Consider the following 26887-nt stretch of genomic DNA (forward strand, 5'->3'; position numbering starts at 1 on the left):
CGGAAAACTGGGGGAGAGCGATGATGGAGTACGCGATCGAGGCCGAGGGCCTGGTCAAGCGATACGGGGACAAGGTCGCGCTGAACGGGGTCGACCTGGAGGTGCGGGCCGGCGAGGTCATCGGCGTCCTGGGCCCGAACGGCGCCGGTAAGACCACCACGGTGCGCATCCTGGCGACGCTGATGCGGCCCGACGGGGGCCGGGCCCGGGTCGGCGGCCACGACGTGGTGCGCGACCCGGTGCGGGTCCGCTCCCTGATAGGGCTGACCGGCCAGTACGCCTCGGTGGACGAGACGCTGTCGGCCGCGGAGAACCTGGTGTTGTACGGCCGGCTGCTGAACCTGCCGAGGCGGCAGGCCAAGGCCCGCGCGGCCGAGCTGCTGGAGCGGTTCGAGCTGGCCACCGAGGCCGACCGTCCGCTCCGCACGTTCTCCGGCGGCATGCGGCGCCGGCTCGACCTGGCGGCCTCCCTGGTCGGAGACGCGCGGATCCTGTTCCTTGACGAGCCCACCACGGGCCTGGACCCGCACACCCGCAACCAGCTGTGGGAGGTGGTCAGGGGGCTGGTGCACGATGGCTCCACGGTCCTGCTCACGACCCAGTACCTGGAGGAGGCCGACCAGCTCGCCGACCGGATCACCGTGGTCGATCGGGGCCGCGTGGTCGCGGAGGGCCGGCCGGGTGAGCTGAAGCGGCGCGTCGGCGGCCAGATCATGCACGTACGGCCGACCCTGCCCGCCGATCTCGACGCGGTCACCGCGATCTTGACCGAGCTAACCGGTCACGCTCCTGCCCAGGACCCGGGCGCGGGCCTGGTCACCGTGCCCGCCGCCGACCCGATGCTGGTGTCCGCGCTGGTCCGCAGGCTGGAGTCGGCCGGCATCACCGCCGACGAGCTGGGCCTGCGCCTGCCCAGCCTGGACGAGGTCTTCCTGGCGCTCACCCGGCAGGACGCCGGCACGAGGAGGGTCGCCGCATGACCAGCATGACCGCCGAAGGAGCGCCGCTGCGCCTCGGCCCGGCCCAGGCCGCGCGGCACGGGCTCGCCCTGGCCGGGCGGGGCGTCACGAAGATCGCCAAGACTCCGGTGCAGCTCGTCGACGTCGTCCTGACGCCGATCGTGTTCCTGCTGATGTTCGTCTACCTCTTCGGCGGCGCGATCGGCGGCGGCGACCCGGACGCCTACCTGCGGACGATCGTGCCGGGCATCATGGTGATGACCGTCTTCCAGGCGAGCATCGGCATCGGCGTCTCGCTCAACGCCGACGCCGGCACGGGGGTGTTCGACCGGTTCAGGAGCATGCCGATCGCCCGCTCGGCGCCGCTGGTCGGCGCGGTGCTCGCCGACGTCGGCCGCTACCTGGTCTCGCTCGGCACGCTGCTGGCCCTGGCGCTGGTCATGGGGTACCGCGTCCAGACGAGCCCGGCCGCGGCGGTGGCCGCGGTCATGCTGCTGGTCGCCTTCGCGCTCAGCTTCTCCTGGCTGTCGGTCTACCTCGGCATGCTGGTCAGCACGCCGGGCTCGGTGCAGGGGCTGATGACGATCCTGGTGCTGCCGCTCACGTTCGCCAGCAACGTCTTCGTCCCCTCCCAGACCATGCCGGGCTGGCTGCGGGCCTGGTCGGAGATCAACCCGGTCAGCCTGATGGCCGACAGCATGCGGGGTCTGCTCAACGGCGGCCCGGTGGCGGGGCCGCTGCTCGGCGGCCTCGCCTGGATGGCCGCGATGGTCGCGGTGTTCTTCCCGCTGGCCATGCGCGCCTACCGCAAGCGGGCGACCTGACCGTGCTCCCCGGTGTCCTGACTCGGAGACCGGCCGGCCACCTCGGCCAGCCGGTCTATCGCCTGCTGCCTGGGCAGGCCGGCACCCTCGCGGTAGGCCGCCTGGAAGCCGTCCTCGCCCAGCTGCCCGACCAGGTCGCCGATCAGGGCGCGGATCTCGGGATCGCCCGAGTCGAGCAGCCCCTTGATCTTCTCGCCCATCCCCAGCGCGGCGGCCGCGCCCTTCGGGTCGCCCTCCAGGGCGAGGAGCCTGCCCAGCCACTCGCACGCGGTGGCCAGGTGACCGGGGTTCCCGTAGGCGAAGGCGCCCCGTACGGCCTGCGGAAGCAACTCGCGCGCCCGCGCGGCGTCGCCCTCGGCGAGCAGGAGCGACACTCGCTCACCCGTGATCAGCCCTCGGACGATCTCCTCAGGCAGGGGCGTCCGATGGGCGAACGTCTCCAGCCGGTCCAGCGTCCGGTGGGCCTCGCGATACTTTCCTGACCGGCGAAGCACTGCCGCCTGATGGTTCAGCAGCGTGGTCTCCAGGCGTCGCAGGCCGCGCCCCCTGGCCTGGCGCAGCCCCGCGTCGAGGTCCCGCCGGGCGCCGTCCAGGTCGCCGCTGCGGGCCCGGGCCGCCGCCAGCCGCCCCTTGGCCCAGGCCAGATGCTCTTCCGTGCCGAGCTCGGAGCTGATCACCACGGCCCGCTCCGCGGCCGAGATCGCCTGCTCGTGGTCGCCGCGCATGTCCTCGTACATGCTGATCTCCAGCAGCCCCATCACCATGCCCCAGCGATCGCCGACCTGCTCGAACGCCCGCAACGCCTCCCGGCGCGCCTGCGCACCGGTGTCCACGTCACCCTGCTGGCTGCGTACGAAGTCCTGCGCCCACAGCGCGCTGGCCCGCACCCACGGGTCCGGTGAGTTCAGCGCGTGCTCCAGCTCGGCCTGGCCCTGGTCGGCGGAGGCCAGCTGGGACAGCCGGAACAGCGGCACCGCCGGGTGGAAGCCCAGCGCCCGCCGGTCCAGGCTGGGCGGCTGCTCGCCGCTCCGCACCCCGGCCCCCACGCCCTGGACCACCTGGAAGGCGGCACGCACGTCCGCCGGCAGCTCGTCGCCGAACGCCAGCACCTCGGCGACGTACGTCTCGAACTGGCGGCTCATGCCCCTGATTCCCCAGTACCAGAACAGCGCGCGCACGAACCTGGACGTCGTGACCGCATCGCGCGCGGTGAGCGCGGACCGCAGCGCGTGGATCAGGTTGTCATGCTCCGCGTCGAACGCCGCGATGGCGTCCAGCTGGTCCCTGGTCCGCAGTAGCGGCTCCTGCTCCTCCGCAAATGCCAGGAAATATCTGGACAGCTGTGGCGTGATGTCGTCGCCCGACTCGGCAAGCCGGCCGGCCGCGTAGGCGCGTACGGTCTCCAGCATGCGATAGCGGTCCTCGTCCTCCTGGACGAGAGACTTGTCCACCAGCGAGCCGATCACGTGGAGCACCTCGTCGGCGGGCAGGCGGTCGTCGGCGCAGATCACCTCCAGAGCCGGCAGGCTCGCCCCGCCGGGCAGCGCCGACAGCCTGCGCGCCAGCACCCGCTCCGGCTCCTCCAGCAGGTCCCAGCTCCACTCGACCAGCGCGAGCAGCGTGCGCTGGCGCGGAAGCGCGGTCCTGCTGCCCGAGGTCAGCAGCCTGAACCGGTCGTCGAGCCGGCGCACGATCTCCCTGACGCCCATCGCGCGCAGCTTCGCCGCCGCCAGCTCAAGTGCCAGCGGCATGCCGTCGAGCCTGCGGCAGATCTCCACCACGTCGCCCACCGTGGTGGCGTCGAGTGTGAAGCCCGGCCGTACGCCGGCGGCGCGGTCGACGAAGAGCCGTACCGCCGCTGCCTGCCCCGCCTCGGCCGGCTCGGGCTCGGCCGGTGGCAGATCGAGCGGACCCAGGTGGCACAGGGTCTCCCCGGTGATCGCGAGCGCCTCTCTGCTGGTGGCCATGATCTTCAGCCGCGGCAGCCGTTCCAGGAGTTGTTGGGCCAGCTCGGCGGCGGCCTCGACGAGATGCTCGCAGTTGTCCAGCAGGAGCACGCCGTCGCCGACGTCGAGCAGGTTGGCGATGCGGTCGACGGGGGTGGCCTCCCGAAGCTGCCCGCTGTCGAACAGGCGGCTGTCCGACGAGCTGAGCACGCCGAGCACGGTGTCGGCGAGCTGGCCGGGCTCGCTCACCCCGGCCAGCGGGACGAACCACACGCGCGCCCGCAGCCGGGACGCGGCCTCCAGCGACAACCTGGTCTTGCCGGCGCCGCCCGGCCCGACGATGGTGACCAGCCGCGCCGTGTCCAGCAGCTCGGCCAGCCGGCCCAGCTCGCTCTCCCTGCCGAAGAACGTGGTCAGCCGGGCGGGCAGCCGGCTCGGCGCGGCCTCGGTCTGCGCCACCGGCCGGTCCAGCTCGCCACGCAGCAGTGCGAGATGCACCTTCCGCAGCTCCGGCGAGGGGTCCACGCCCAGCTCGTCGCCCAGCCTGGCGCGCAGCTCCTCGTAGACCGCCAGCGCGTCCGACTGGCGCCCGGCCGCCGACAGGGCACGCATCCTCAGCTCGGCCAGCCGCTCGCTCAGCGGATGCTCGGCCGCCGCCGCGGCGAGATCGGCCTGGACCTCCGCGTGCCGCCCGAGCCGCAGCTCCGCGTCGAACCGGTCCTCGTCCGCCGCGGCCCGCAGGTCGTGCAACCTGGTCGCGCTGTTGGCGGCGAACGCGGCCTCCCGTACGTCCGCGAGGGCCGCGCCGCGCCACAGATCGAGCGCGGCACCCAACAGCCTGGCGGCCTCCCTGGGCCGGTCGGCGGCCAGCTCACGGCGCCCCTGGGCGGACAGCTCCTCGAACCGGTGCGCGTCCACGTCCTCGGGCTCCACCGGCAGCCGGTAGCCGCCCGCCACCAGCTCCACCGCCCCTGTCTCGCCCAGGGCCTTGCGCAGCCGCGACACCAGCCCCTGCAGGGCGGAAACGGCGCCCGCAGGAGGTTCCTCGCCCCACAGGTCGGCGATCAGCGACTCCGCGGAGACCGGGCGACCGGCCGCCAGGGCGAGCCTGGCCAGCAGCATCCGCAACCGGGCCCCGCCGACGTCGGCCGGTCTCCCATCGGCGGCAAGGACCTCAAGCGGACCGAGCAGTGAGATACGCACGCCGGAAGCTTCTCAAATCTCCCTGAACGCTCGCATCCGGCACCGCTTGATTCGAGCCGCTCACCTCTCCTGGTACGGCTCAGCACGGGCCGCCCGCCGTGCGGGCCGGCTAGGCGAGAGCCCGGCGGGGAAGGGCGGCGCTCACCGTGATGCCCGTCCCCGGACCTCGTTGACGGCGAGGCGCCCCGAGACGGGCGCATGGGAGATCGCGGCCATCCCGGCCGAGGTGCGGATGCCAGGGCTCGGGTCCGATCTGGTCGGGCAGCGTCACCGGAGTGACCAACGGCGCCTTCGGCTCCGTGACAATTCCCACGGACAAGCCGGCCGACCTCTGGCAGGTGCGCTGGCGCACGCGGGTCAGCGTGGGCGGCGCGTCGAGCACCTGGTCGGAGTGGCAGACGCTGAAGGTTGACCTTGCCAAGCCGTCGTCGCCGATCTCGACATTGCGCCTGCCACGACGGTGAACGGAGTCGAGATGGCTTCGTCACTCACTCCCACTCTGTGGGCCTACGTCACCGATCCGGACAGCCGTGTATCGAACATCGAGTTCGCAGCAGCATCCGCGGGGTGGCAAGCAGGTGACATCCACGGTGTCGAGGAAGCAACCGCGCGAGCACGGAAAGGATCGCCCGATCCGCCCACGACGGAGCCGGGGCGTTCGTGACGGTCGGGTAGGCCAGCCGAAGGAGCACGCGACCATCCTGCCGCACGCGCTTTCTTCTCCAAGGTGGCCGGAGCTCGCGCCCGCCACGCACAGCCTCGCAGGGGTCATGACCTGGGTGGACGCAATTGTCGGCAGGGGCAGGTACGCAGCCGGTTCTCCCGCCGGCGCGGATCCCTTGATCACGGCCCGGGTCCCTCCAGTCAAGGCCGGGGCCGTGATCAGGGAAGCGCGCTGACGGTCAGGCGCAGGTGTAGCCGGATGGCAGGGCGGTGTTGCCGTTGGGCCTGCTCGCCTGGAAGCCGAAGCTGGCTGTGCCGGCTCCCGGCGCGAGCGTGCCGTTGTGGCTGACACTTCTGGCCGTGACGGTCTGGCCGCTGGTGGTGACGGTGGCGTTCCACGAGCCGGTCAGGGTGTGCCCGGCCGGCAGGGTGAAAGTGACGGTCCAGCTGGTGATCGTCGAGGTGCTGGTGTTGGTGATGGTCACCGGCTGGATGACATACCCGTTCCCCCACTGGGACTGCACGGTCGGGGTGGCCGAGCAGGCACCGGTCGTGCCTCCCTGAGTGGTGATCTGGACGGTGTTGGAGACCGGTGAGACGTTGCCGGCGGCGTCGCGCGCCCGGACCTGGTAGCGGTAGGTGGTGTTCGCAGTCAGGCCCGTGTCGGTGAACGAGGTCGTGGCCGAGGTGCCGACCTGGGTGAACGTTCCGCCCGTCGCGCCGGGAGCGCGCAGGATGTCATAGCCGGTCACACCGGTGTCGTCGGTAGAGGCCGTCCAGGTCAGGCTGGTGCCGGTTGTGGTGGTGCCCGAGGCGGTGAGCCCGGCCGGGGCGGTCGGCGGCGCGGTGTCGCCTCCGGTGGCGGCCGTGGTGAAGGTGGCCGGCGCGGAATTGCCCGACAGGTTGCCCGCGCTGTCACGCGCCCGTACGTACACCTGGTACTGGGTGTTGGCACTCAGCCCTGTCAGGGTGATCGAGGCGGTGGTGGACTGGCCGATCTGCGGGTCGGTGGCGCCCTGCTCCCGGTAGACGTCGTAGCCGGCCAGGCCGGAGCCGCCCTGGTCCATGGACGCGGTCCACGTCAGCGTGGCACTGGCGGCGGTCACGTTGGACGCGACCGGGGTGCCTGGCGTGGTCGGCGGCGTGGTGTCGGTCGGACTGGTGGTCAAACCGAAGAACTCGGTGGCGTGAAGGGCCATACCGCTCTGCGGAAGAACATGCCCGGCGCCCTGGATGCTGTACGCCTCCACCTGCACGGTGCCGGACGAATTGGCGTACCGGCTGCGGTTCCAGTTTGCCTGCGGAGTGTCGGTGCTGGTCGGGGTCTGGCTCAGCCCGAACACATTGGTCCACTGCTCGACCGACTCCCGCAGCAGCGAGTAGGGCACGAGGGTGTCACCGGTGCCATGCCACAGCTGCATGCGCGGGCGGGGGCCGGAATACCCCGGGTACGCCTGGCGGACCGCATCGCCCCACTGCTGGGGTGTTCGGTCCATGCTCCCGCCGGTGCACCTGCTGCTTCCGGGCGGGTAGTCGGAGGCGCCGGCGAAGCAGTTGAAGGGCACACCCATGAAGGAGGCTCCGGCTTTGAACACGTCCGGGTAGACAGCGAGCATGTGCTGGGTCATCATGCCGCCAGACGAGCTTCCCGTGGCGTAGACCCGGTTCGGGTCTCCCTGATGGTTCCGCTCGGCATAGTCGATCATTGAGATGATCGAGACCGGATCGCTGCCGCCGCCGCGCTGCTTGGCCGCGTCCGACCAGGTGTCGAAGCAGTTGCCGAACCCTGCCGACTGGGTGGCGGTCGGGTAGATGACGATGAAGCCATGTCGATCCGCCAGCGAGGCGAACTCACTGCTCTGGTAGAAGCCGGGACCGGAGCCGCCGCAGCCATGCATCGCAACCACGATCGCCGGCGAGGCCGGGTGCGAGTCCGGCACATAGACGTGCATCCTCATGTTGCCCGGGTTGTTGCCGAAGCTGGTCACCTCCACCAAGGCGGCGGCGACGGCCGGAGATCCTAGTACCACGGTCATGACGGCAAAGAGCGCCGCGGCGCAGGCACCGGCCAGCACCGTGGTCAATCGTCTCATTCGCGCTCCTCCTCTCCCTATTCGCGGCGCGCCGCGAATAGGTCCGCCGCGTATTGACATCGGTCGCTGGACAATAGAAGGGCCACAATCCACCGTCAATGAACGCTTGGTGCGCATGTCCGCCGGTTCACCTGGCAGGGAGCCGTTTCCCCTGGTTATCAAGTAACTTGCTATCAAGGTCCTTGATAGCGGTGGGAGAAACTTACATTGGGGCCCGTTCTGACGGGGCGCGATATCCTCTCCTGGTGACCGATCCGGGTGTCCCCGTGGCCGCTGCGCCGGACGCACCTCCGCCCCGTGTGAGCTATCTGGTGTTCCGGCTGGAACGCCGCATCCGCGCCTGCCTGGATGAAGCGCTCGCCCGGCACGGCGTGACGACCACCGAATACATGGCGCTCAGCGAACTGCGCCTGCGCGACGCCCCATCCTCGGCCGACCTGGCCCGCATCGCCTTCGTCACCCCACAGGCGATGAACCTGGTCATCCGCGATCTCGAACAACGCGGCCTGATCCGCCGCGACCCACATCCCCGTGGCGGCCGCGCTCTGCGCACCCGCCTCACCCCGAAAGGCCTGAGCACCCTCCGGCGATGCGACCGTTCCCTCGACAGCATCGAAGCCGTCATGCTCGCCGAGATCGACGACCCGGACCGCGTGACACTCGCGGAAACGCTCAAGCTGTGCGCCCAAGCCCTCCACTCGGACACGCGGGCCCTGACCCCAGTCCTTCGCCCGCAGAAGCCACCACCGTCGCCCTGGCCATAGTTCGGTCCGTCACCAGCCACGGACCACAAGCTGTTGGGTGCCGCATATCGTGTCTCCTCATGCGACCTGCGCGTAATCATGCAGGAGGACGCCGAGCCGTTCCCGTCGGGAAATCTCGATGTCGGCCTCGACCGGATCGGGTAGCGCCCGCAGAGGGCTGGCCTGCTTCAAGGCCCGGTGCGGACGACGCCCGTTGAAGTGGATCACGTTGGGGGGTGAAGGGTGTCACTACTCCGCTCAATGCCGTGAATACCGTGGACGCCGCAGCTCTCCCGACATCCTGGCCTGTGCGACCACCACGTGTTACCGCCCGCCGCCTGCCGGGCGAGCCAGTGGCTCCAGGCGAACGGTGGTTCTAAAACCGCCAACGACACCTGGACCCTCATCCCGATCACCCCATGCAAGAAGGTGGCCCGCCGCCGCTCGAAGGACGAGCGGCGGGGAGCTTCTGCCTTCCCGGACGGCTGTCAGGGATCAGGCGCAGGTCGCGCCGTTGAGGGTGAAGGACGGGGGACGGGGGTTGCTGCCGGTGTGGCTGCCGTTGAACCCCATGGTGATGGTCTGGCCGGGGTTGATGGTGCGGCTCCAGTCGAGGTGGGTGGCGGTGACATCGGCCCCCGACTGCGTCCAGGCGGCGGACCAGCCAGGCGGGGTGACCCGCTGGCCGGCGGTGAAGGAGAACCTCAGGGTCCAGCCGTTGATCGGCGTGGTACCGGTGTTCGTGATACCGACTGCGGCGGTGAAGCCGGTGTCCCAGTCGCTGGTGCTGTAGGTGACCCGGCAGGTGCCGGTGGATTCGGACTCGGTGCGGAAGGCGGTGGCCGGCGAGGGGTCGGAGCGATTGCCGGCCGCGTCCTTGGCCACGACGGCCACCGAGTACTCGGTGGCGGTGAGGCCGGTGAGGACCAGTGACGTGCCGGTGGACGAACCGAGAACGGTGCCATTGGGCGAGACCACGTCATAACCGGTCACACCGACGTTGTCGCTGGAAGCGATCCACGTGACGGTGGCGCCGGTGCGAGTGATCGCCGAGACCGCTGGCTTGCCGGGCACCGTCGGGTCCTCGTTGTCGACCGGGACGGGGTCGGTGGTGAAGATCACGGGGTCGGACTGGGGCCCGGCGTTCACCGAGTCGCGGGCGACCACGTAGTAGGAGTACTCGGTGCCCGGGGTGAGCCCGGTCAGCGTGATGGACGTGGTGGTGGTCGAGCCGGCCTTGGTCGTGCTGCCGGTGCGGTAGACGTCGTAGCCCTGAACGCCACGGTCATCGGTGGCCGCCGCCCAGGTCAGGGTGGCCCCCGTGGCGGTGACGCCGGACGCGACCGGCGTGCCGGGCCTGGTGGGCGGCTGGGTGTCGGGGGTGTCCGGGACGGGGGGCCTGCCCCACAGCAGGGTGCCGTCGTTGCCGTAGTAGGTGATGTTCTGCCCGCCCGACGCCGACCAGTCGTTGGCTGGGTCCCAGGTGGCGCCTTCGGCCACGCCGATCCTCAGCTGGACCTCGCGGCGGTACTCGGACTGGCCGCCCGGGAAGATCAGCGTGCCGGTGCAGTCGGCCTCGGCGTAGTAGATCCTGCCCTCGAGCTGGTGCGGCCCCGTGGGCGTCTTGCACTGGGTGTAGGACGCGCCCACGGTGACCTGGGACGGCGTGGTGTTGCCGTCCAGGGTGAAGTAGTAGCGGATCTTCGCCTTGTCCAGCACCCGGGCCGGCCATGCCGACTTGTTGATGATGTAGGTCCTGGCCATGGTCTCGCGGGTCTGGTGGTTGATGGTGGCCTCGATGGAGTACTCGTTCCCGTCGGGCGTCTCCTGCGGGATGCTGGCCAGGGGCTCGCCGCCGTACTCGTCGTAGAGGCGCACCAGCGAGCTGGTGATGCCGGAGTTGAAGTCCAGCGCGACCTCGTTCTTCACGTAGTCGCCCCGGCTGTCGGTGTAGGTGTCGCCCGCGTCGGGACCGCCTGCCAGCGCGCCGTACAAGATGTGGCGGCTCGTGGCCGGTTCGCTGTCCGGCCCGGCGTTGGTCCACGAGCCGTGCGCACCGCGGTGGTGGACGTTGCGCGGCGGATTGGCGCCGAAGCCAACCATGTAGCTGGAGTTGCGCGGATTGTCACCCAGCGCGTAGTCGATCTGTCTCTTGCCGAAGTCGTGGTAGCGCGCGTACAGCGGGTCGTCGGACCCGAGGTAGTCGGCGTAGTTCAGGGCGACCCAGGCGGTGTTGGCCGCCATTCGCAGTGATGCCCAGAAGAAGATGAAGGCCAGCCCGCCGGGGGTGATGGTGCCCTTCTTGCCCTTGTATCCGACGGTCCAGTAGTCGAGGTAGCGCTGGGTGTCGTCCTTGTACTTCTGCTCGCCCGTGAGCTTCGCCATCATCATGTAGACGGCGTACTGCTTGTCGTTCCAGCCGTAGCCGAAGTTGAACACCGGCACCTTGACGCCCTGGTTGCCCGGGTCGTCCTGGGATCCCATCTTGGGGTAGAACTCGCGAGCCTTGTCCAGATAGGAGGCCTGGCCGGTGGCGCGGTGTAGCCAGATGGAGGCCCAGGCCAGCTCGTCCCAGTACATCTTGGTGGCGCCCTCGACCTGGCCGCCCTCGCCGGTGGAGTTGTAGAACCCCTGCGCCGCGGGGACGCAGCGGACGTAGGCGGTGTCCTGGCCGGTGGTGCCCTTGGTGGTGTCGGCGAACGTGTAGAGCTGCCTGGCGTGGGTGAGCAGCGTGTCGGCGTACGCCGGGTCGGTGGCCCGGAACACCATCGAGGAGGCGGCCATGGCCGAGGCGGTCTCGGCGGCCACGTCGGTCCCCGGGCAGGATGCGGTGATCTTGTACGCCGGGCGGGTGTGGCCCTTGGCGTCCACGGTTTCCGGGGCGCCCCAGTAGGAGTGGTCCTCGCCGCCGTCACCGACCTGGACGTACAGGGTGTTCGGCTCGGGATGCGCCGCGATGAAGTAGTCGTTGGCCTGGCGCAGGTTGTTGAGGAGGTGGGTGAGCTGGCCGGCCTTGCTGTACGCGGCCCGGTAGTCCACGCCGCCCCAGGCCAGCGTGGTGACCGCGGCGGCCATCGGGAAGCCGAACTTGACGTGGTCCCCCGCGTCGTACCAGCCGCCCGACAGGTCCACGCCGGCCGCTTTGCCGTCGTTCAGGGTGGAGTCATCGCGCCAGGAGACACGGTTCCAGTCCGGTAACCGCCCGGACGCCTGGGCCTCGTAGAAGAGGAAGGACTTCTGCAGCGCCTCGCCGTACCGGAAGGTGGCGGCCTGCGCCGTGCCCGTCGCCGAGGGCGCGGCGAGCATCGCGGCGATCACCGCGCCCGCGGTCAGCAGCCGTGTGGTCGATTTCATGGGGACCTCTGCAAATATGCACCTATGCGGGAGCCTTGAGTGGGAGCGTTCCCAAGTACCTCGCACCCTGAGCCATGAGATCACCGCTCGTCAACGACAGATGTGCGTCCGGCCAGGCCGGACGCACGAACGTGCTGAAAGTTTCAGGTCGCCGCGCCCCGGCTCCCTACGCGAACGATGCGGTGGACGCGGTCGGCCAGCGGCCGCCGATTCAACCTACAAGATCCCTCCGGCCGGGCGTCCCTGCCTGGACATGCCAGGTTCGGCCTGTGGGGTGCCGATATCCCGTTCATGCGTCCGAGCTGCGAGGTCTGGGCGAGCGGCCCGCCAGCTTCGAGCACACACTCAAACCCGCTCAAGCGTTTGCTCAGCAGAATTTGAGCGATTGCTCACAGGCGGTAATCGAAGGATCGTTGGAGGTGCCTGGTCAGCGTGCCGGCACAGTTGTCGGCATCCGCAGAGTGCCCTGGCGCCCGTCTCGAGACTCAGTCGGCGCGAAACGCGTCGGCCGGGTAGACCCCGAGGATCTTCACGTCCGTGGTGAAGAACGCCAACTCCTCCAGCGCGTTCTTCAGACCGGGGTCCTCAGGGTGCCCGTCGACCTCGGCGAGAAACTGGGTGGCTGCGAAGTGGCCGCCCACCATATAGCTCTCCAGCTTGGTCATGTTGATGCCGTTGGTCGCGAACCCGCCGAGCGCCTTGTAGAGCGCAGCCGGCAGGTTGCGGACGTTGAAGACGAACGAGGTGACCACGGGGCCCTCGCCGCGCGGTGCCTGCACGAAGTCCGGGCTGAGCACCACGAACCGGGTGGTGTTGTGCTCCTCGTCCTCGACGTCGCGGGCGAGGATGTGCAGGCCATAGATCTCCGCCGCGAGCGGCGGCGCAATCGCCGCCTGAGTCGGGTCGTCCGCCTCGGCCACCTCACGAGCAGCGCCGGCGGTGTCACCGGCGATCACCGGCACCAGGTCGTGCTCACGGATGATCCGGCGGCACTGTCCGAGGGCATGCACGTGGCTGTGCACGGCCTTGATCGTGTCCAGGGTCGCACCCGGCGACGCCATGAGGTTGAACTGGATCCGCAGGAAGTGCTCGCCAACGATGTGCAGGCCCGAGGTCGGCAGGAAGTGGTGGATGTCGGCCACCCGGCCGGCAATCGAGTTGTCGATCGGGATCATCGCCAGCTCGGCCTCGCCGTTCTCCACCACCGCGAACACGTCCTCAAAGGACGCGCACGGCACCGCATGCCAGTCGGGGTAGTGGCGCTTGCACACGATGTGGGAGTTCGAGCCAGGCTCGCCCTGGTAGGCGATACGTCGTGCGGTCACCCCAGTAGTTTCCCATGCAGCCGGGCACGGCTGCCCGGCGGCGGCTGGCGGCACTTGGATCGCGGCACGAAGCGACCGGTCCTGGCGGCTACCACGCAACATCGAATACGTCTCCGACAGCCACGCCGCGGAGCCCCACGAGGAGGAGAGCGCACCGCGCTACTTCCCTGGTCGTAGAGTGCCTGCCCGCTACAACTGGCGAGGTAGCCGGGAGAGTCGTCTCCGGGCCGACGACGGAGAGGACTCCGGCGCGGGAGCATTGCCACTGATCGGCCCTCTTCGAAAAGGACAGATCGACGATGCTGTTCGTTGAGCTACTGGTGCCCAGGGGTGTTTTCGATGAGCAAGAGCGCCGAAACCTCGCCGGGCGGCTGACCGCGCGGCGCCTGTTGTCGGCCGCAAACGGGGAGACGATGGCTGCCGATCCTGGCGTGATCGACCTGTTCGACTCGCTCAGCCATGTGGTGGTGCGCGAGGAAGAGGTATGGAACGGCGGCGGGCGGCTGCTCGACCCTTCGCAGGGCCCCTGGTACGTGGTGAACGTGATCGTCGGGATGTGGGGGAAGGAGATGAGCGAGCACCTCATCTCCCGCATCACCGCGGAGCTGGCGGAGGCGGAAGGAAATCCCGAGCCGCGGGCGGTGGTGCACGTGATCAGCCTTCACGAGGGCGGCTACGGCCTGCACGGGCGGGCCCAGCGCTCCGCCGACGTTCTGCAACTGATCGAGCGAGCCAAGACCGGCCCTGCGGCTTCGGTCGCTGACGACATGATCGTCGATCCGGTCTGCGGCGCGACGGTGCCTCTTCAGGATGCTGTCATCCTGGAGCGCGGCGGGAAGACCTATGGCTTTTGCTGCACCCACTGCCGCGGGCACTTCGTCAAGCAGTTGAGCGATGCGGAGGCGTCCTGATGACGCTCGTGGCCAATGCCAGGCAGGAGGAGGCGTGGAACGGCGAGGAAGGCAGGCGCTGTGCCGATCACTATCAACGTCTGGATCGCATGGCCGCGCCCGCCAACGAGCACTTGCTCGCCGCCGCGGGCATCGGCGAGCGTGACCGGGTTCTCGACATCGGCTGCGGTACGGGTGACACCACTCGGATCGCCGCACGTCACGCGGCACGCGGGCATGCCGTCGGGATCGACCTGTCGGCTCCGATGCTGGAGATCGCCTGACGTATCTCCGCAGAGGAGGCCATCGGCAACATCACCTTCGAGCGCGGCGATGCCCAGGTCCACCCGCTGAAGGACGCGCACTTCGAGGTGGCCATCAGCCGCGCTGGGGTCATGTTCTTCGACGACCCCGTCGCCGCGTTCGCCAACATCAGACGGTCGCTGCGCCCCAAGGGCGTCTCTCAAGGCCCAGCGGAGGTCCGTCCCGCATCTGATCATGTCGTCGAAGGAACTGGTGCGTGCGGTCGGCTCGGAACATTCTGATCATCCTGAGGTGCGGGCGTACCTGGACGAGCTGCGCGACCTCACCTCCGATCGCGTAAGAGGGCAGTTGGCCTCCAGCCAGTGATTCCGTTGGCCTACGAGACGAACGTCAGGTCCGACGGCCAAGGTTCTCAGAATGGCCGCGACGATGGGGAAGGGGCCGAGCGCGGGCAGGTGGTCACCCAGGCCGGTGACGTGCGTGGTCAGCATGACGGGGGTGGGATGCAGAAGAGCGGGCTCACCACCAGCGTCGCCCCGGACCATGGGGTGCTGCTCGTCCGGGTCGCCGGGGAGCTGGGCTGGCTGACCGTGGCCGAGTGGCGATCATGGGAGGAGACGCATCTGCCGTCCGATGCGCATCTGCCCGGGCTGATCGATCTGTCAGCCCTGACCTTCCTCGATTCCTCCGGGATTTCCGCGTTGATCGCGACCTGCCAGCAGCTGCGGCAGCAAGGGGGGACGATGGCCTACCTACGGCCTAACGCGCTGGTCACGCGATGGTTGAGGATCACGGGGCTGCAGGCCTACCTCCCGGTATTCGACGCCATGGAGGTGGCGGTGCAAGCCCTCTGTCCGCCTCGGCACCCCTGACGCCCGGCATGGTCAGCCGGCTGGGTTGGACGGGGCCGGCACCGGCTCGCTCACGGCGTGGCGCGCGGTGCTTCGCCTGAGTGCGTACCAGCCAGCCCCTACTACTCCACATAGTTCGACCATGGCCGAACAGGCTCTTCCCTTCTCCTCTCCAAGGTCGCGCACGCCTAAAAACCCCATCAATCCACGTGTTTCTCTCTTATACCCCTTACCCGTACAATCTGGACCCCACGACTATGGAGGATCACATGGATCACAGCGGTCACCACCACCCGAGTCCCGGCTCGACCTCGCACAGCGAGCACGGGCACGCTCACCACGCGGCCGAACACTCCGGACATGAAACATCTGCCAACCCCACGGCCACGTGGGGCATGGCCGCGCAGGCGACTCTGCATTGCCTGACCGGCTGTGCCATCGGCGAGGTGCTGGGCATGGTGATCGGCGCCTGGGCCGGCCTGTCCAACGTCGCGACCATCGTGCTGGCAGTGGCCTTGGCCTTCGTCTTCGGCTATGCGCTCACCATGCGGGGCGTGCTGCGCGCCGGGGTGGACTTCCGCAGTGCGTTGAAGGTCGCGCTGGCCGCGGACACCATTTCCATCGCGGTGATGGAGATCTTGGACAACGGCGTCATGCTGATCGTGCCGGGCGCCATGGACGCGGGCCTGGCCAGCTGGTTGTTCTGGGTGGCGCTGGCCGGGGCCCTGCTGGTGGCCTTCGTGCTGACGACGCCGGTGAACAAGTGGCTGATCTCCCGGGGCAAGGGCCATGCGGTGATCCACCAGTATCACCAGGGCCACTGAGTACGGCGGCCACCTCTACGCCACGGCACTTGCCCGGCTTGCGGCCTTCCTGCGGCGGTTGTCCTGCTGTTTTCGCCATCCGTATCGGGCCAGCCCCTGTGGTTTCACCACGGACAGGATCGTGATCAGTAGCAGCACGGCGAGGCCGCCGATGGAGTGCGGCAGCGTGCCGGGCACGGCGCGAGGATCAGCGCTGGAGGCCGCGTAGTCGGCCAGGGCGGTGACGGTCCTCGTCTCCGCCAGCAGGACGATCGTGGCGACGACCGTGAGCGTGAGTTTCGTCGGCACCCGGTAGTGACGGAACAACCCCCACGTGGTCCCCACGACTGCAGCAGGCCCGTGGCCAAGGCCGCCCAGGCGAGCGGGACGATGACGTACGAGGTCGTGATGTCCTTGGCGAGGTGTCCCCCGCGCACGGTTGCGACATCCTGTGGGCAGGTGCCGTCCGGGCCCGTGCTCACCTCCGAGGCCGGTGATCCGCATGAGGGCGAACAGCAGGAGCAGCACGCCCACCACGATCACGGCCGTCTTCACCCAGCGAGGCATGCGGGGAGGCGATCCGCGGTCGGGGGCGGTGCCGCCGTCAGGGCCGGGGACCGAGTTCGTCATGTCCTGTCCTTCCGCTCTTGCCGCCATGTCGGGCTCACCACTTCACATCCAGCGGGCGGGGTGGCGCTTCCCCCTGTGAGGAGAACTTCCGCGTCCCCATGGCGTGGACCAGGTTCATCCGTCAGGGGGATTTGATCCGGACGGCACGAAGGTAGCCATGGCGTTCGTGTCCTCCCAGATCAGCGCGCGCCGGCTCTTCGCGGCCCAGCCCGTCCGGGGAACGCTGTTCGACGTCACCTTGACGATCACCGTGTTCGGCGGGTCGCTGGTGCCGCTGGCCCACGGGCTTGGTCTCCTTCCCCACGGCGGCATGAACCCGGCGCGCGCCGGGGCAGGTGACCTCGATGCTCGCCCTGGTACTGGTGGGCTTGTCGGCCGTGCCGTTGGTGCTCTGGCGGCGCTCACCGTTCGGCGTGTTCGCGGCGGCTGCGGCGGCGAGCGTGGTGCTGTCGGCCCTGGACTATCGCTCGGTGCTGATGCTCGGCCCTGTCGCCGCGCTCTACGTGTTGACGGCCAGCCGCGAGCGGCAGTCGCCCTGGACCTGGCGGTCCACGGCGTGGTCTGTGGCCTGGGCGTCGCTCACCTGGGCGCGAGTATGGCCGCCAGTGACGTTCCCGGGATCGCCCTGTCTCTGACGCCGATCACGTGGGCGGTGGCGTGGTTCGCCGGCGAGCGGACGAGGCTGCGGCGCGAGCAGATCGCCGAGCTTCAGGAGCGGGCCATGCGGGCGGAACGCGAGGCCGAGCAGGAACGGCTGCTGGCCGCCGCGGAGGAACGTACCCGTATCGCCCGTGACCTGCACGACTCGGCCGGGCATGCGATCAGCGTGATCGCCGTCCGGGCAGGAGCGGCCCGGCTGCGGCACCACCAGGATCCGGATCGCTCGCTGCGGGCGCTGGAGGCCATCGAGGAGCTGGCACGGCAGACGGCCGGCGAGATCGACCAGATCGTCGGCACGCTGCGCGGGCACGGCGAGGCGGCGGATGAGGCGCCGCCCGGGGCTCGCCTCGCTCGACGACCTGGTCTCGCGTCACCGCGCCGCGGGGCTGAAGGTCACGCTGAACGTTTCCGGGTCTCCGCGAGACCTCGGCGGCCCGGCGGATCAGGCCGCGTATCGGATCCAGCAGGAGGCGCTGACGAACGCGGCCCGCCACGGAGACGGCTGCGCCCGGGTCGAGCTGGTCTTCGGTGAGGCCGCCGTGGAGATGACCGTCCTCAACGGGGTGCCCGCGGACGCCGTTCGACGCCATGGTGGCGGGCACGGCCTGATCGGCATGCGGGAACGCGCGACGCTGATGGGAGGTAGCCTCGACGTCGACCGCGCCGAGAACGCCTTCCGCGTCCGCGCCCGCATCCCCTGCGGAGGCCACCGCCCATGACGCGGGTGCTGATCAGCGATGACGACGACCTGATGCGAGCAGGGCTGATCGAACTGCTCACCAACGATCCCACCATCGACATCGTCGGCCAGGCCGCGACCGGGCGCGAGGCGGTCGAGCAGGCGTGCCGGCGCTTCCGGCTTCCCGCTCAAACGCACCCGTCCCGAGGATCTCATCGCCGCTGTCCACATCGTCGCCGCCGGCGACTCGCTGCTGTCGCCGTCGGTGACGCGGCGGGTGATCGACCGCATGGCCCGGCAGCCGGCGCCGGACCTCGCCGACCAGGCTCTGCCGGCCGGGTTGACCCCGCGCGAGCGAGAGGTCCTCGAGCTGGTTGCCCGTGGCCTGTCGAACCGCGAGATCGCCGCGGCCCTGGTCGTCGAGGAGTCGACGATCAGAACCCACGTCAAGAGGCTGTTCATGAAGCTCGGTCTGCGCGATCGCGTCCAGGTGGTGATCTTCGCTTATGAGAACGGCCTGAACCGAGCACAGTGACGATGACCGGTTCGTCAGCAGGCCAGGGTGGTGAGCGTGCTGATCAGAGCGCGCTCGGCCCAGGCCCGCCAGGCGGCGTGCGGCCATTTCCGCTCGCCGGACCTGTCCGAACAGCACGATGGCCGGTACCGCATCGGCCAGGACAGCGGCGAGAAGCACGTCCGCCGGAACGAGCACGCGTGGCGAACGCAACGCGCCGCGAGACAGGCGGCGACGCCCGGGATGCGGCCTCCTCATGAGGTCGCCCGCCGGATGAGCAGTGCAAGTCACGTACGCGACTCAGCAGGAGCATGCCAACGAAAGCAAAGCGGGCGACGCGGCGGGATGCTCCTGCACCGGTTGCGGGGGATCCATGACGGACGTCGGGGTTGGCGGTATCACAGATGGGAACTACGTGGCCTAGTAGCAATGGTGGGAGGGATGTCATGGCACCCTGGATGGCCCTGCTGGGCCTCATCACCCTGTTGCTGGCGGTGGTGCTCACCGTTTACCTGGCCACCAGGCTCTCCGCCCTTCCAGGCACAACGCAGGTCATGCCGTTCCTGTCGGGCGGACACCCCCGGGAGCACGCACTGTCCCGTTTCCATGTGCGCTGGTACGCGGTAACGCTGGTCTTCCTGGCCTTCGACATGGAGATGATCTTCATGTTTCCCTGGGCGCTCGTCGTCGCCGAGGTCGGCGCGATGGCTGTCGCGGAGATGTTCATCTTTCTCGCCCTTCTCCTGGTAGGCGTGGTGTACGCCTGGCGCGAAGGCGCGTTCCGGTGGGCCTGACCAGCTGGTTGCTGCGGACCGCTGCTCTCGACCCGCGCCCTCTCGTGGTGAGCGTCCCCTTCGCCACGAGCACCCGCGTGCGAGCCGAAGCGCAACTGGCCCGCCGGGGCTGGCGGGTCGCCTACGCGCCTGCCCACGCGGGCATGCTCGTGGTCTGTGGCACCCCTGGCCGCGAGTTGAGCCAGGCCGTCCGTCGGACGTGGGCGCAGCTCACGAGCCCGCGCGTGCTCGTCGAGCTGCCACCGGACGCGGACGCCGCACACGTGGCACACGCCTTGGACGACGGTGCCGGCCGGTTGGCCGACGTACGAGGGCAGATGCGCGACGCACAGGAGAAGCCCGAAGCCGATGACCACGATCACGCGCCCCAGGCCGGCATGGACCGCGGAGGCCAGGGTCATGAGGCAGCCGCCGGTCACGCACACGGGCACCACATGGGCGTTCCGGGTGGCCTGGCGATGGCCGACCGGGGCGACGACCGTGACGGGCTGAAGCTCGACCAGCTCCACGTGCCGCTGGGTCCGATACTGAACGACTGGCCATGCGGGCTGGTCGTCGAGACGGTGCTCCAGGGTGACGTCGTACAGCAGGCCGAGATCACGACGGTCTCGGGGCTGCCCGACGGTCCCCCGCGTCCGTATTGGGACGAACCTTGGCTGGAAGCCGCCCGGGGACGGCCGGTCACGCGAGGCGAGGCCGAGCGGCGTCGCGCCGCCGCACACCTGGACAGCCTCGGCCGCCTGCTCGACGTCGCGGGCTGGTCACCACAGGCCACCCACGCCAGGCGGCTACGTGACCGCACGCTCGCGGGAGAGCCGGAGTTCGCCTTGAGGCGCCCGTTCGACCGTTTCGCGCGCCGTGTCCGCGGCTCGCGCACGCTGCGCTGGATGTTGCGGGACGTCCCGTGTGGTGGTGGCGACGTGTGGGGCCGGGCGAGCGATTGGCTCGCCCGTACGGAGAACGCGCTCGTCTCGCTGGACGACGGTGAGTTCCTCGACAACGACGAGGGCCCGCGCGGCGCGCTGAGCGCCCGTCCCGTGGCGAGGAAGCTCGCCGAGCTTCCCGGCCTGCTGGCAGGTGCCGAGCTCGCGACGGCCCGGTTGATCGTGGCCGGGATCGACCCGGACGTCGAGCAGGTGCTCCATGGCTGACGACACACCGCTCTGGACGCTGGCCGCCTATCCCGTCGTGCTGGGCGCGTTCGTGCTGGCCACGGCGGCCTTCGACGGCGGTAGCCCTCTCCCCAGGCTGGCCAGGCTGCTGGTGGGGCAGCGCCGCCGTACGCTGCTCCCCGACGTCCTGCTGATGAGGATCGGCGCGATCAGCCTGCTGACGGCGGCGGTCCTGGCCGGGGCCGTCCTGCCGCTGGGCGAGGTCGCGTTGCTGGATCTGGACGTCGGCGTCGTCTGGTTCAACGCCATGGAGGTGTGTGCCTGGGGCGCGCTCTGGCTCACCGGCTGGAGTGCGAACTCGGTCTATCCGCTGGTGGGCGGCTACCGGTTCGTGTCACAGGGGCTCGCGTACGAGCTCCCGCACATGTTCGCGCTGATCACTGTGGCGGTCGGCGCGGGATCGCTGCGCGTGGCCGATGCGGTGCAGGCCCAGCAGGGGCTGTGGTTCGTGGTGTGGATGCCGGTGGCCTTCGTCGTCTATCTCGTATCGGCGCTGGCCATGGCGTTCTGGGGGCCGATGAGCCAGCCCCTCGGCCCGGACATCGCCGGCGGGGTCACGGCCGAGCTGGCCGGAGCCGACCGGCTGGTCTTCCAGGCGGGCCGATATGCCCTGCTCGTCGTCGCCGCGGGGGCCGCCGTGCCGTTGTTCCTCGGCGGTGGCGCCGGTCCCCTGCTTCCGGCCTGGGGCTGGGTGGCGGTCAAGACCGCCGCCGTGCTCGGTGTCCTGCTCTGGGCGCGGCACCGGTTCCCCGCGATCAGGATGGACCGCTTCATGCAGGTGTCGTGGGTGGTGCTGATTCCTCTCGTTCTCGTGCAACTGCTGGTCGTCTCGATCGTGGTGATGTGATGGACGTCGCCTTCTGGGTGCTGGCGGTCGTCGCGGCGGCCGCCGGCGTGGCCGTGTTCGTCGTGGATTCCATGGCGCGGGCGACCTTCGCCCTGCTCGCGTCGCTGCTGGCGGTGGGCGGGATCTTCCTTCTGCTGGACCTGCACTACCTGGGAGTGCTGATCGTTTTGATGATGGTCATGGAGATGCTCGTCATGGCCGTCTTCATGATCATGTACATGATGAACCCGGCCGGCCTCATGCCGATGACCATGGTGCACAACCACCGCGGCGCCATCGTCATCGCCGGGGCGGTGTTCGTCCTGCTGGCCGCCGGGGCGCTGCTCACGCCATGGCCGCACAGGAGGGGTGCGCCCCCGGCGGATCCGACGCACGCGCTCGGGCTGTCCATCATGGGCCCGAAGATGCTGGTGATGATGGTGATCGGTGTCGCGATCCTGGCCACGATGATCGCCACGGTGGTGCTCGCCACGCACCGGGGCCGCTACGACGCCGATCGGGGGCATGGCTCATGACGTTGCAGGCACTGCTCGTCCTGGCGGCGGCGCTCTTCGCGGTCGGCCTGTACGGCGCGCTCTCCCAGCAGTCGATCGTCATGCTGATGATGGGCCTGGAGCTGATGATCAACGGGCTGATCGTCGCGGGCGGGGCCTTCTGGTACTTCCTCAGCCCGCAGACTCCGGACGGCCAGGTTCTGGTGCTCGTGGCGGTCACCGTGATGGCGCTGGAGATGGCGATGGGCTTCGCCGTGGTCACCGCCCTCTTCCGAGCCCGAGACGTCGACATGACCGACGACGCCTCGGATCTGCAGGGATGACCGCACTGGCGTGGCTGCTGCCCGTGCTGCCGATGGCCTGCGGTGCCCTGCTGCTCGTGGTGCGGTGGCGCCCTGCCATGGTGTCGGTGACCGTGGCGGTCGTGACGCTGGTGCTCGCCGTGCTGGCCGCGGTGGCGCGCCCCTCGGCGCGTACGACGCTGGTCTCCGGCATCGACTCGGGCGTGTCGGTGGACGGCCTGTCGGCGGTGATGGTGGTCACGGTGGCGGCGGTGGCCCTGGCGGTGCTCGTCTTCGCCGCGGGAGAGATCGGCCACCCTCGCTTCCACGGCTTCATGCTGATCTTCGTCGGGGCCATGCTGCTGACGGTCACGGCCACGGATCTTCTCCTGCTGCTGATGGCATGGGAGGTCATGGGCGCGATGTCGTACGCGCTGATCGGCTTCTGGTGGCGGGAGCCCTGGCGGGTGCGCTCGGCTGATGTCGCCTTCGTGACCACCAGGGCGGGAGACCTGGGCCTGTATGTCGCGGCGGGTGCCGCGCTGCTTGGCGGCCAGTCGCTGGCGCTGGCCGAGCTGGCCGGCTCCCCCTGGCTCGACCTGGTCGCGGCAGGGGTCGTGCTGGCAGCGCTGGGCAAGTCGGCCCAGCTGCCCTTCTCCTTCTGGCTCTCCAGGGCGATGGCCGGCCCCAGCCCTGTCTCGGCCCTGCTGCACTCGGCGACGATGGTCGCCGCCGGGGCGTACCTGCTCCTGCGGCTGCAGCCGCTCCTGGCAGCCACCGGCTGGGCGGCGACCCTGGTGGCGTGGGCGGGGGCGCTCACCGCGCTGCTGCTCGGCGGGGTGGCGCTCGCACAGCGGGACCTCAAGCAACTGCTCGCCGCGTCCACCTGCGCGCAGCTCGGCTTCATGGTGATGGCGGCGGGCCTGGGAGCCGTTGCCGGCGGAGCCGCGCACCTGGTGGCGCACGCCGCGGTCAAGAGCCTGTTGTTCCTCGGGGCGGGCGCCTGGCTGTTCTCGCTCGGCACCGAGAGCCTGGACGAGCTGCGGGGCGCAGCCCGTCGCCACCGTCTGGTCGGGGTGACGTTCGCGGTGGGCGCGCTTGCGCTGGCCGGGGTGCCTCCCTTGTCTCTCTGGCTCACCAAGGACGCCGTGTTGGCCTCAACGGACTCGCTCGCACTCTTCGTCGTGTCGCTCGGCGCCGCGTTGCTGGCCTCGGCGTACGCGGCCAAGGCGCTGATCGCGGTCTGGCGGGCCGGCGGGCCGGCGCAGCCCGACGCACGTGCGCTGAGCGCGCGGCAGCTCATGCCCCTGCCTGCCTTGGCCGCGGGCGCGGCGGTGCTGGGCGTCGTGGTGACGCCGTGGTCGTTCGGCGCATGGTCGCAACTGGTGGGCGGACCGGTCCGGCCCGGGCCCAGCGGCGGCGAGCTGGCGCTGTCAGGCGCGCTGTCCCTTGCGATCGTGATCGCGATGACCCGCCGTACGCACTGGCAGGCCGCCCGTCCCTGGAGCAGGTGGCTGCATCTCGAGACGGTGGCGGTGGCGCTGGTGTGGCGCCCGTTGATGTGGACGGCCTCCGCCGTGGCGTGGTTCGACGATCGGGTCGTCGCCGGAGCCGTACGAGCCGCGGGAGGGCTGGTCATGGCCGCCTCCCGCGTGGTCATGAAGCCCTTCGAGACCTGTGCGGACGGTGTCGTGGCAGGTGTCGCCGCCGTCGCCGCCCGGCTCGCCAGGCTGGTCCGCCGCCCTCAGACGGGGCAGATCCACACCTACTTCGCCCAGGCGGTGGCGGTGCTCATCGTCCTGGCGCTGATCATCGTGCTGATGGGGTGACCGTGCTGTCCGTAGTGATCTTCCTTCCGCTGGCGGCGGCCGCGTTGCTCGTGCTGCCCCGGCTCGGTCGGCGTGCCGTCCTGGGGATCTGGATCGGCGCCGCCGCTGTGGACCTGGCCCTCGTCCTCGTCATGTGGCTCGGCTACGGCTCGGGTATCGCTCACGAGACGCGCCTGCGCTGGATCCCGTCCATCGGGGCCGGCTACCACGTGGGCGTGGACGGTCTGTCGCTGCCGCTCATCGCGATGACCGCCGTCCTGTTCCTGCTCTGCGCGGTGTACTCGGTCCGTGAGACGCGGCGACCACGCGCCTACGCCGCTCTCTTCCTGTTCCTCCAGACCGTGTGCACCGGCTTGTTCGCGGCGCTGGATCTGCTGCTGTTCTTCGTCTTCTTCGACCTGTCGATCGTCGGCATGTACTTCCTGATCGTCGGCTGGGGTCACGGCGAGGCACGCCGCTCGGCGCTGCAGTTCTTCCTCTACACCTTCCTCGGCTCGCTGGTGCTGCTGCTCGGCTTCATCGGCCTGTTCCTGGCCGGGGGCACCTTCGACATGGTCGAGCTGATCCAGAACCCGCCGGCCGCGAGCGCGCTGGTGCTGCTGGCCATCGGCCTGGGGCTGGCGATCAAGACTCCGACCGTGCCCGTGCACACCTGGCTGCCTCCGGCCCACACCGACGCACCGGCGGCCGGATCGGCGATCCTGGCCGGCGTACTGCTCAAAATGGGCACCTACGGGCTGGTACGGATCGCGATGCCGATGATGCCGCAGGCGTGGCGCGCCTACGCATGGGTGATCATCATCGTGGGCGTGGTCAGCGTGCTCTACGGAGCGCTGGCGGCGCTGGCACAGGAGAACATCAAACGGCTCATCGCCTACACCTCCGTCAACCACATGGGCTACATCGTGCTCGCCCTCGGCGCTGCGGGCCTGTCCTCCGGCGCCTCGCGGGCCAAGGACCTCGCCGTCACCGGCGCGGTCACCCAGATGGTCAGCCACGGCCTGCTCACGGGTGCGTTGTTCCTGCTGACCGGCGTGTTGTGGGACCGAGCCCGCAGCTACGACGCCGGCCGCTTCGGCGGGATCGCCGCGAACGCGCCCGTCTTCACAGCGCTCGCGACGGTGGCGGCCTTCGGCTCGCTGGGGCTGCCCGGGCTGTCCGGCTTCATCGCCGAGTTCCAGATCTTCATCGGAGTCATCGGCACCGGCGCCATCGTGGCAGGAGCGCTCAGCATTCTCGGGATCCTGATCACCGCCGCTCTGTTCCTGAGGCTGCTGCACCGGGCCTTCCTGGGCGAGCCTGGCGAGCTCACCGGACGCATGCTCGAAGCACGTCCATCGGAGATCGCGGCGGTGGCCCCGCTGCTCCTGCTCTCCCTGGCCATCGGCATCGCGCCCCGCTGGCTGCTCGATCTGATCGAGCCGGCTTCCGCTCTCGTCGTGTCGTGGGTGAGCCGATGAGCAGCATGGCGGAGAACCCGCTCGACCTGCTGCCCGAGCTCCTCATCCTGCTGGGAGCGGTGGCCGGCCTGCTCGTGGGGCTGTTCGTCCCGCGCCGGCGGCAGCGCGTCGTGGCGTGGATCTGCGGGCTGGCGCTCGTGTCCGCGATGGCGGCGGCCGGCTACGCGATGACCAGGCCGGACGTGATGGCGTTCGAGGCCTTCGCCGTCGATCTGCCCACCAACGTCACCCGGCTCGCGGTCGCCGGCATGACCCTGCTCATCGTGCTGCTCGGCTCCGGTCGCCTGCGCGGTCACAGCCGGGAGAGCGAGTGGTACGTGCTCGTGCTGCTCGCGGCGCTGGGCACGATCGTGCTGGCCGGCGCGAGCGATCTGCTCGTCTTCGTCGCCGGTTACCTGCTGGCGAGCATTCCGGCGTACGCGCTGGCGGGCTTCGGCAAGGACGCGCACGGCACCGAGGCCGCGCTCAAGTACTACCTGATGGGCACCTTCCTGGGCGTGGTCATGCTCGCCGGCGTGACCTTGCAGTACGGGCTCTCGGGCACCACCTCCTACACGCCCGCGCCAGGCGTTCCCGCAGCCGCAGGCGTGGCGGTGCTCCTCGTGCTGGCCGGGGTCCTCTTCAAGGTGGGCGCCGTACCCGCCCATTTCTGGGTGCCGGACGCGACGCAAGGGTCGTCCGCGCCGGTGGCAGCGTTCATCACCACCGTGCCCAAGATCGGGGCGTTCATCGGCCTCCTCCGGCTCGCCACCGAAGTGTTCGCCGGCACCTGGCGCCCTGTCCTGGCGGTGATCGCGGTCGCCACCATGACGCTGGGCAACCTGGCCGCCTTCTACCAGGACAACGTGCGCCGCCTGCTCGCCTACTCCACGATCAGCCAGGCGGGTTACCTGCTTCTGCCAGTCGTGGTCGCCGGGCAGTCCGGCCTGGCACAGCCAGCTCTCCTGTTCTACGTGGCCGCGTACGCCGTCACGAACGTTGGAGCGTTTGCCGTGGTGGTGGCCACGGGCGCGGACTCACTGACGAGCTACGACGGTCTAGGCCGCCGCTCGCCCCTGCTGGCATTCGCGCTGCTGGTCTGCCTGCTAGGGCTCGTCGGCACGCCTCCGACCGGCGTGTTCGTCGCCAAGCTACTCGCCTTCGCCGCGGCCTGGGATGGCGGCTATGCCTGGCTGGCCGTGATCGCCGTGTTCAACACGGTCGCCAGCGTCTTCTACTACCTGCGCTGGATCGTGCCGCTCTTCCGGCCCGGGGAACCGCCCGCCGAACCCCACCCCGCGGCCTCCCGCGTCGCCGAGCTCTCCGCGCTGCTCTCCATCCTGCTCGGCCTGGCAAGTGGGACATTCCTGGCCCTCTCGCCGTCGGGACCGCCGTAGGAGCAATTCGCCACGGCGCGAGGGAACAGCTGCTGTTCGTTTCTCCACCTGCACCCATTCCAACGCCGACGGCGTCAAGGCGCTGGAGGTATGAATGCCCGAGTAGCAGGTCGAGGTGCTGGACGCGCTGACGGTCGGATGGGTGTGACCGCACGCACGATGGCTTCGCACAATCGAGTGCGACCCTCTGCCGAGGTGGGCAGAGGACGCGGTTGTTCGCGGGCGTGCCAGCC

The 26887-nt window shown here is 69.8% G+C and carries 24 protein-coding genes and 2 pseudogenes; 20 read left to right on the forward strand and 6 right to left on the reverse strand.

Going from position 1 to position 26887, the window contains the following annotated elements; all coding sequences use genetic code 11:
- The first annotated feature begins 23 nt into the window (after positions 1-23).
- Together HD593_RS41425 and HD593_RS41430 are read left to right on the forward strand one after the other, a co-directional pair.
- On the forward strand, positions 24-980 hold the full coding sequence (locus tag HD593_RS41425; RefSeq protein WP_185112443.1) for an ATP-binding cassette domain-containing protein: 957 nt from the start codon (positions 24-26) through the stop codon (positions 978-980).
- Positions 977-1783 (forward strand): ABC transporter permease, encoded by an 807-nt coding sequence (locus HD593_RS41430; RefSeq protein WP_185107843.1) that lies wholly within the window; start codon positions 977-979, stop codon positions 1781-1783. Before HD593_RS41425 ends, HD593_RS41430 begins: the two co-directional genes overlap by 4 nt.
- Here the strand turns inward: HD593_RS41430 and HD593_RS41435 are convergent.
- Positions 1762-4932 (reverse strand): AfsR/SARP family transcriptional regulator, encoded by a 3171-nt coding sequence (locus tag HD593_RS41435; protein WP_185107845.1) that lies wholly within the window; start codon positions 4930-4932, stop codon positions 1762-1764. The genes HD593_RS41430 and HD593_RS41435 overlap by 22 nt on opposite strands.
- 275 nt (positions 4933-5207) lie before the next feature.
- Here HD593_RS41435 and HD593_RS41440 point away from each other — a divergent pair, with 275 nt between their 5' ends.
- Positions 5208-5396, forward strand: coding sequence for a hypothetical protein (locus HD593_RS41440; RefSeq protein ID WP_185107847.1), 189 nt, complete (start codon positions 5208-5210; stop codon positions 5394-5396).
- 438 nt (positions 5397-5834) lie between these two features.
- On the opposite strand, the gene HD593_RS41445 is transcribed toward HD593_RS41440, so the two are convergent.
- Positions 5835-7805, reverse strand: coding sequence for an extracellular catalytic domain type 1 short-chain-length polyhydroxyalkanoate depolymerase (locus tag HD593_RS41445; RefSeq protein WP_185107849.1), 1971 nt, complete (start codon positions 7803-7805; stop codon positions 5835-5837).
- A gap of 128 nt (positions 7806-7933) precedes the next feature.
- Here HD593_RS41445 and HD593_RS41450 point away from each other — a divergent pair, with 128 nt between their 5' ends.
- Positions 7934-8452: a MarR family winged helix-turn-helix transcriptional regulator gene (locus HD593_RS41450; protein ID WP_312904083.1), complete on the forward strand. Its 519-nt coding sequence runs from the start codon at positions 7934-7936 to the stop codon at positions 8450-8452.
- A 57-nt stretch (positions 8453-8509) separates the two neighbouring features.
- Here HD593_RS41450 and HD593_RS41455 read toward each other — a convergent pair whose 3' ends face one another.
- From HD593_RS41455 to HD593_RS41465, 3 genes are all read right to left on the reverse strand, one after another.
- Positions 8510-8659 carry a hypothetical protein gene (locus HD593_RS41455; RefSeq protein WP_185107851.1) on the reverse strand — a complete coding sequence of 50 codons (150 nt, stop codon included), beginning with the start codon at positions 8657-8659 and terminating at the stop codon, positions 8510-8512.
- Between the two features lie 267 nt (positions 8660-8926).
- Positions 8927-11785: a glycoside hydrolase family 9 protein gene (locus HD593_RS41460; protein ID WP_185107853.1), complete on the reverse strand. Its 2859-nt coding sequence runs from the start codon at positions 11783-11785 to the stop codon at positions 8927-8929.
- A 485-nt stretch (positions 11786-12270) separates the two neighbouring features.
- Positions 12271-13110: a prephenate dehydratase gene (locus tag HD593_RS41465; RefSeq protein WP_185107855.1), complete on the reverse strand. Its 840-nt coding sequence runs from the start codon at positions 13108-13110 to the stop codon at positions 12271-12273.
- 299 nt (positions 13111-13409) lie between these two features.
- Here HD593_RS41465 and HD593_RS41470 point away from each other — a divergent pair, with 299 nt between their 5' ends.
- The 4 genes and pseudogenes from HD593_RS41470 (at position 13410) to HD593_RS41485 (ending at position 15939) form a co-directional block, all read left to right on the forward strand.
- Positions 13410-14021, forward strand: a complete 612-nt coding sequence (locus tag HD593_RS41470) for a hypothetical protein (RefSeq protein WP_185107857.1) — start codon at positions 13410-13412, stop codon at positions 14019-14021.
- 89 nt (positions 14022-14110) lie between these two features.
- Positions 14111-14545 (forward strand): annotated as a pseudogene (locus HD593_RS62450) (class I SAM-dependent methyltransferase).
- An 81-nt stretch (positions 14546-14626) separates the two neighbouring features.
- A complete protein-coding gene (locus HD593_RS41480; protein ID WP_185107859.1) occupies positions 14627-15136 on the forward strand; it encodes an STAS domain-containing protein in 510 nt (169 codons plus the stop codon).
- Positions 15137-15384: 248 nt separating this feature from the next.
- Positions 15385-15939 (forward strand): DUF4396 domain-containing protein, encoded by a 555-nt coding sequence (locus tag HD593_RS41485; RefSeq protein ID WP_185107861.1) that lies wholly within the window; start codon positions 15385-15387, stop codon positions 15937-15939.
- 15 nt (positions 15940-15954) lie between these two features.
- Here HD593_RS41485 and HD593_RS41490 read toward each other — a convergent pair whose 3' ends face one another.
- Positions 15955-16548, reverse strand: coding sequence for a hypothetical protein (locus HD593_RS41490; protein WP_185107863.1), 594 nt, complete (start codon positions 16546-16548; stop codon positions 15955-15957).
- 344 nt (positions 16549-16892) lie between these two features.
- Here HD593_RS41490 and HD593_RS65370 point away from each other — a divergent pair, with 344 nt between their 5' ends.
- The 12 genes and pseudogenes from HD593_RS65370 to HD593_RS41550 all read left to right on the forward strand — a co-directional run bounded on the left by HD593_RS65370 (position 16893) and on the right by HD593_RS41550 (position 26654).
- Positions 16893-17183, forward strand: a complete 291-nt coding sequence (locus HD593_RS65370; RefSeq protein WP_185107865.1) for a hypothetical protein — start codon at positions 16893-16895, stop codon at positions 17181-17183.
- An 86-nt stretch (positions 17184-17269) separates the two neighbouring features.
- Positions 17270-17455: pseudogene (locus HD593_RS65375) on the forward strand (histidine kinase); the annotation flags it as partial.
- Positions 17456-17531: 76 nt separating this feature from the next.
- On the forward strand, positions 17532-17927 hold the full coding sequence (locus HD593_RS62460) for a sensor histidine kinase (RefSeq protein WP_246546996.1): 396 nt from the start codon (positions 17532-17534) through the stop codon (positions 17925-17927).
- 225 nt (positions 17928-18152) lie between these two features.
- Positions 18153-18422, forward strand: coding sequence for a response regulator transcription factor (locus HD593_RS64730; RefSeq protein WP_312904085.1), 270 nt, complete (start codon positions 18153-18155; stop codon positions 18420-18422).
- Positions 18423-18847: 425 nt separating this feature from the next.
- Positions 18848-19195, forward strand: a complete 348-nt coding sequence (locus tag HD593_RS41515) for an NADH-quinone oxidoreductase subunit A (RefSeq protein WP_185107871.1) — start codon at positions 18848-18850, stop codon at positions 19193-19195.
- A complete protein-coding gene (locus tag HD593_RS41520) occupies positions 19186-20346 on the forward strand; it encodes a hypothetical protein (RefSeq protein WP_185107873.1) in 1161 nt (386 codons plus the stop codon). Before HD593_RS41515 ends, HD593_RS41520 begins: the two co-directional genes overlap by 10 nt.
- Positions 20339-21214, forward strand: a complete 876-nt coding sequence (locus HD593_RS41525; RefSeq protein ID WP_185107875.1) for a complex I subunit 1 family protein — start codon at positions 20339-20341, stop codon at positions 21212-21214. Before HD593_RS41520 ends, HD593_RS41525 begins: the two co-directional genes overlap by 8 nt.
- Positions 21214-21729: an NADH-quinone oxidoreductase subunit J gene (locus HD593_RS41530; RefSeq protein WP_185107877.1), complete on the forward strand. Its 516-nt coding sequence runs from the start codon at positions 21214-21216 to the stop codon at positions 21727-21729. Before HD593_RS41525 ends, HD593_RS41530 begins: the two co-directional genes overlap by 1 nt.
- Entirely contained in the window at positions 21726-22031 is a 306-nt protein-coding gene (nuoK, locus tag HD593_RS41535; protein WP_185107879.1) for an NADH-quinone oxidoreductase subunit NuoK, read from the forward strand. Before HD593_RS41530 ends, nuoK begins: the two co-directional genes overlap by 4 nt.
- Positions 22028-23818 (forward strand): proton-conducting transporter transmembrane domain-containing protein, encoded by a 1791-nt coding sequence (locus HD593_RS41540; RefSeq protein WP_185107881.1) that lies wholly within the window; start codon positions 22028-22030, stop codon positions 23816-23818. Before nuoK ends, HD593_RS41540 begins: the two co-directional genes overlap by 4 nt.
- 2 nt (positions 23819-23820) lie before the next feature.
- Positions 23821-25278: a complex I subunit 4 family protein gene (locus HD593_RS41545; protein WP_185107883.1), complete on the forward strand. Its 1458-nt coding sequence runs from the start codon at positions 23821-23823 to the stop codon at positions 25276-25278.
- Positions 25275-26654 carry an NADH-quinone oxidoreductase subunit N gene (locus HD593_RS41550; protein ID WP_185107885.1) on the forward strand — a complete coding sequence of 460 codons (1380 nt, stop codon included), beginning with the start codon at positions 25275-25277 and terminating at the stop codon, positions 26652-26654. Before HD593_RS41545 ends, HD593_RS41550 begins: the two co-directional genes overlap by 4 nt.
- Positions 26655-26887: the final 233 nt, after the last annotated feature.

Origin of the sequence: Nonomuraea rubra, assembly GCF_014207985.1 — a bacterium.
Lineage (GTDB): Bacteria > Actinomycetota > Actinomycetes > Streptosporangiales > Streptosporangiaceae > Nonomuraea > Nonomuraea rubra.

Bases quoted from the DNA above. Each gene is read 5' to 3' on its own strand.
- HD593_RS41550 (WP_185107885.1), top strand. From the start codon at position 25,275: ATGAGCAGCATGGCGGAGAACCCGCTCGACCTGCTGCCCGAGCTCCTC.
- HD593_RS62460 (WP_246546996.1), top strand. From the start codon at position 17,532: ATGAGGCGCCGCCCGGGGCTCGCCTCGCTCGACGACCTGGTCTCGCGT.
- HD593_RS41445 (WP_185107849.1), bottom strand. From the start codon at position 7,805: ATGCGCACCAAGCGTTCATTGACGGTGGATTGTGGCCCTTCTATTGTC.
- HD593_RS41485 (WP_185107861.1), top strand. From the start codon at position 15,385: ATGGATCACAGCGGTCACCACCACCCGAGTCCCGGCTCGACCTCGCAC.
- HD593_RS41470 (WP_185107857.1), top strand. From the start codon at position 13,410: ATGCTGTTCGTTGAGCTACTGGTGCCCAGGGGTGTTTTCGATGAGCAA.
- HD593_RS41530 (WP_185107877.1), top strand. From the start codon at position 21,214: ATGGACGTCGCCTTCTGGGTGCTGGCGGTCGTCGCGGCGGCCGCCGGC.
- HD593_RS41430 (WP_185107843.1), top strand. From the start codon at position 977: ATGACCAGCATGACCGCCGAAGGAGCGCCGCTGCGCCTCGGCCCGGCC.
- HD593_RS65370 (WP_185107865.1), top strand. From the start codon at position 16,893: ATGCTCGCCCTGGTACTGGTGGGCTTGTCGGCCGTGCCGTTGGTGCTC.
- nuoK (WP_185107879.1), top strand. From the start codon at position 21,726: ATGACGTTGCAGGCACTGCTCGTCCTGGCGGCGGCGCTCTTCGCGGTC.
- HD593_RS41425 (WP_185112443.1), top strand. From the start codon at position 24: ATGGAGTACGCGATCGAGGCCGAGGGCCTGGTCAAGCGATACGGGGAC.
- HD593_RS41540 (WP_185107881.1), top strand. From the start codon at position 22,028: ATGACCGCACTGGCGTGGCTGCTGCCCGTGCTGCCGATGGCCTGCGGT.
- HD593_RS41460 (WP_185107853.1), bottom strand. From the start codon at position 11,785: ATGAAATCGACCACACGGCTGCTGACCGCGGGCGCGGTGATCGCCGCG.
- HD593_RS41490 (WP_185107863.1), bottom strand. From the start codon at position 16,548: ATGACGAACTCGGTCCCCGGCCCTGACGGCGGCACCGCCCCCGACCGC.
- HD593_RS41525 (WP_185107875.1), top strand. From the start codon at position 20,339: ATGGCTGACGACACACCGCTCTGGACGCTGGCCGCCTATCCCGTCGTG.
- HD593_RS41515 (WP_185107871.1), top strand. From the start codon at position 18,848: ATGGCACCCTGGATGGCCCTGCTGGGCCTCATCACCCTGTTGCTGGCG.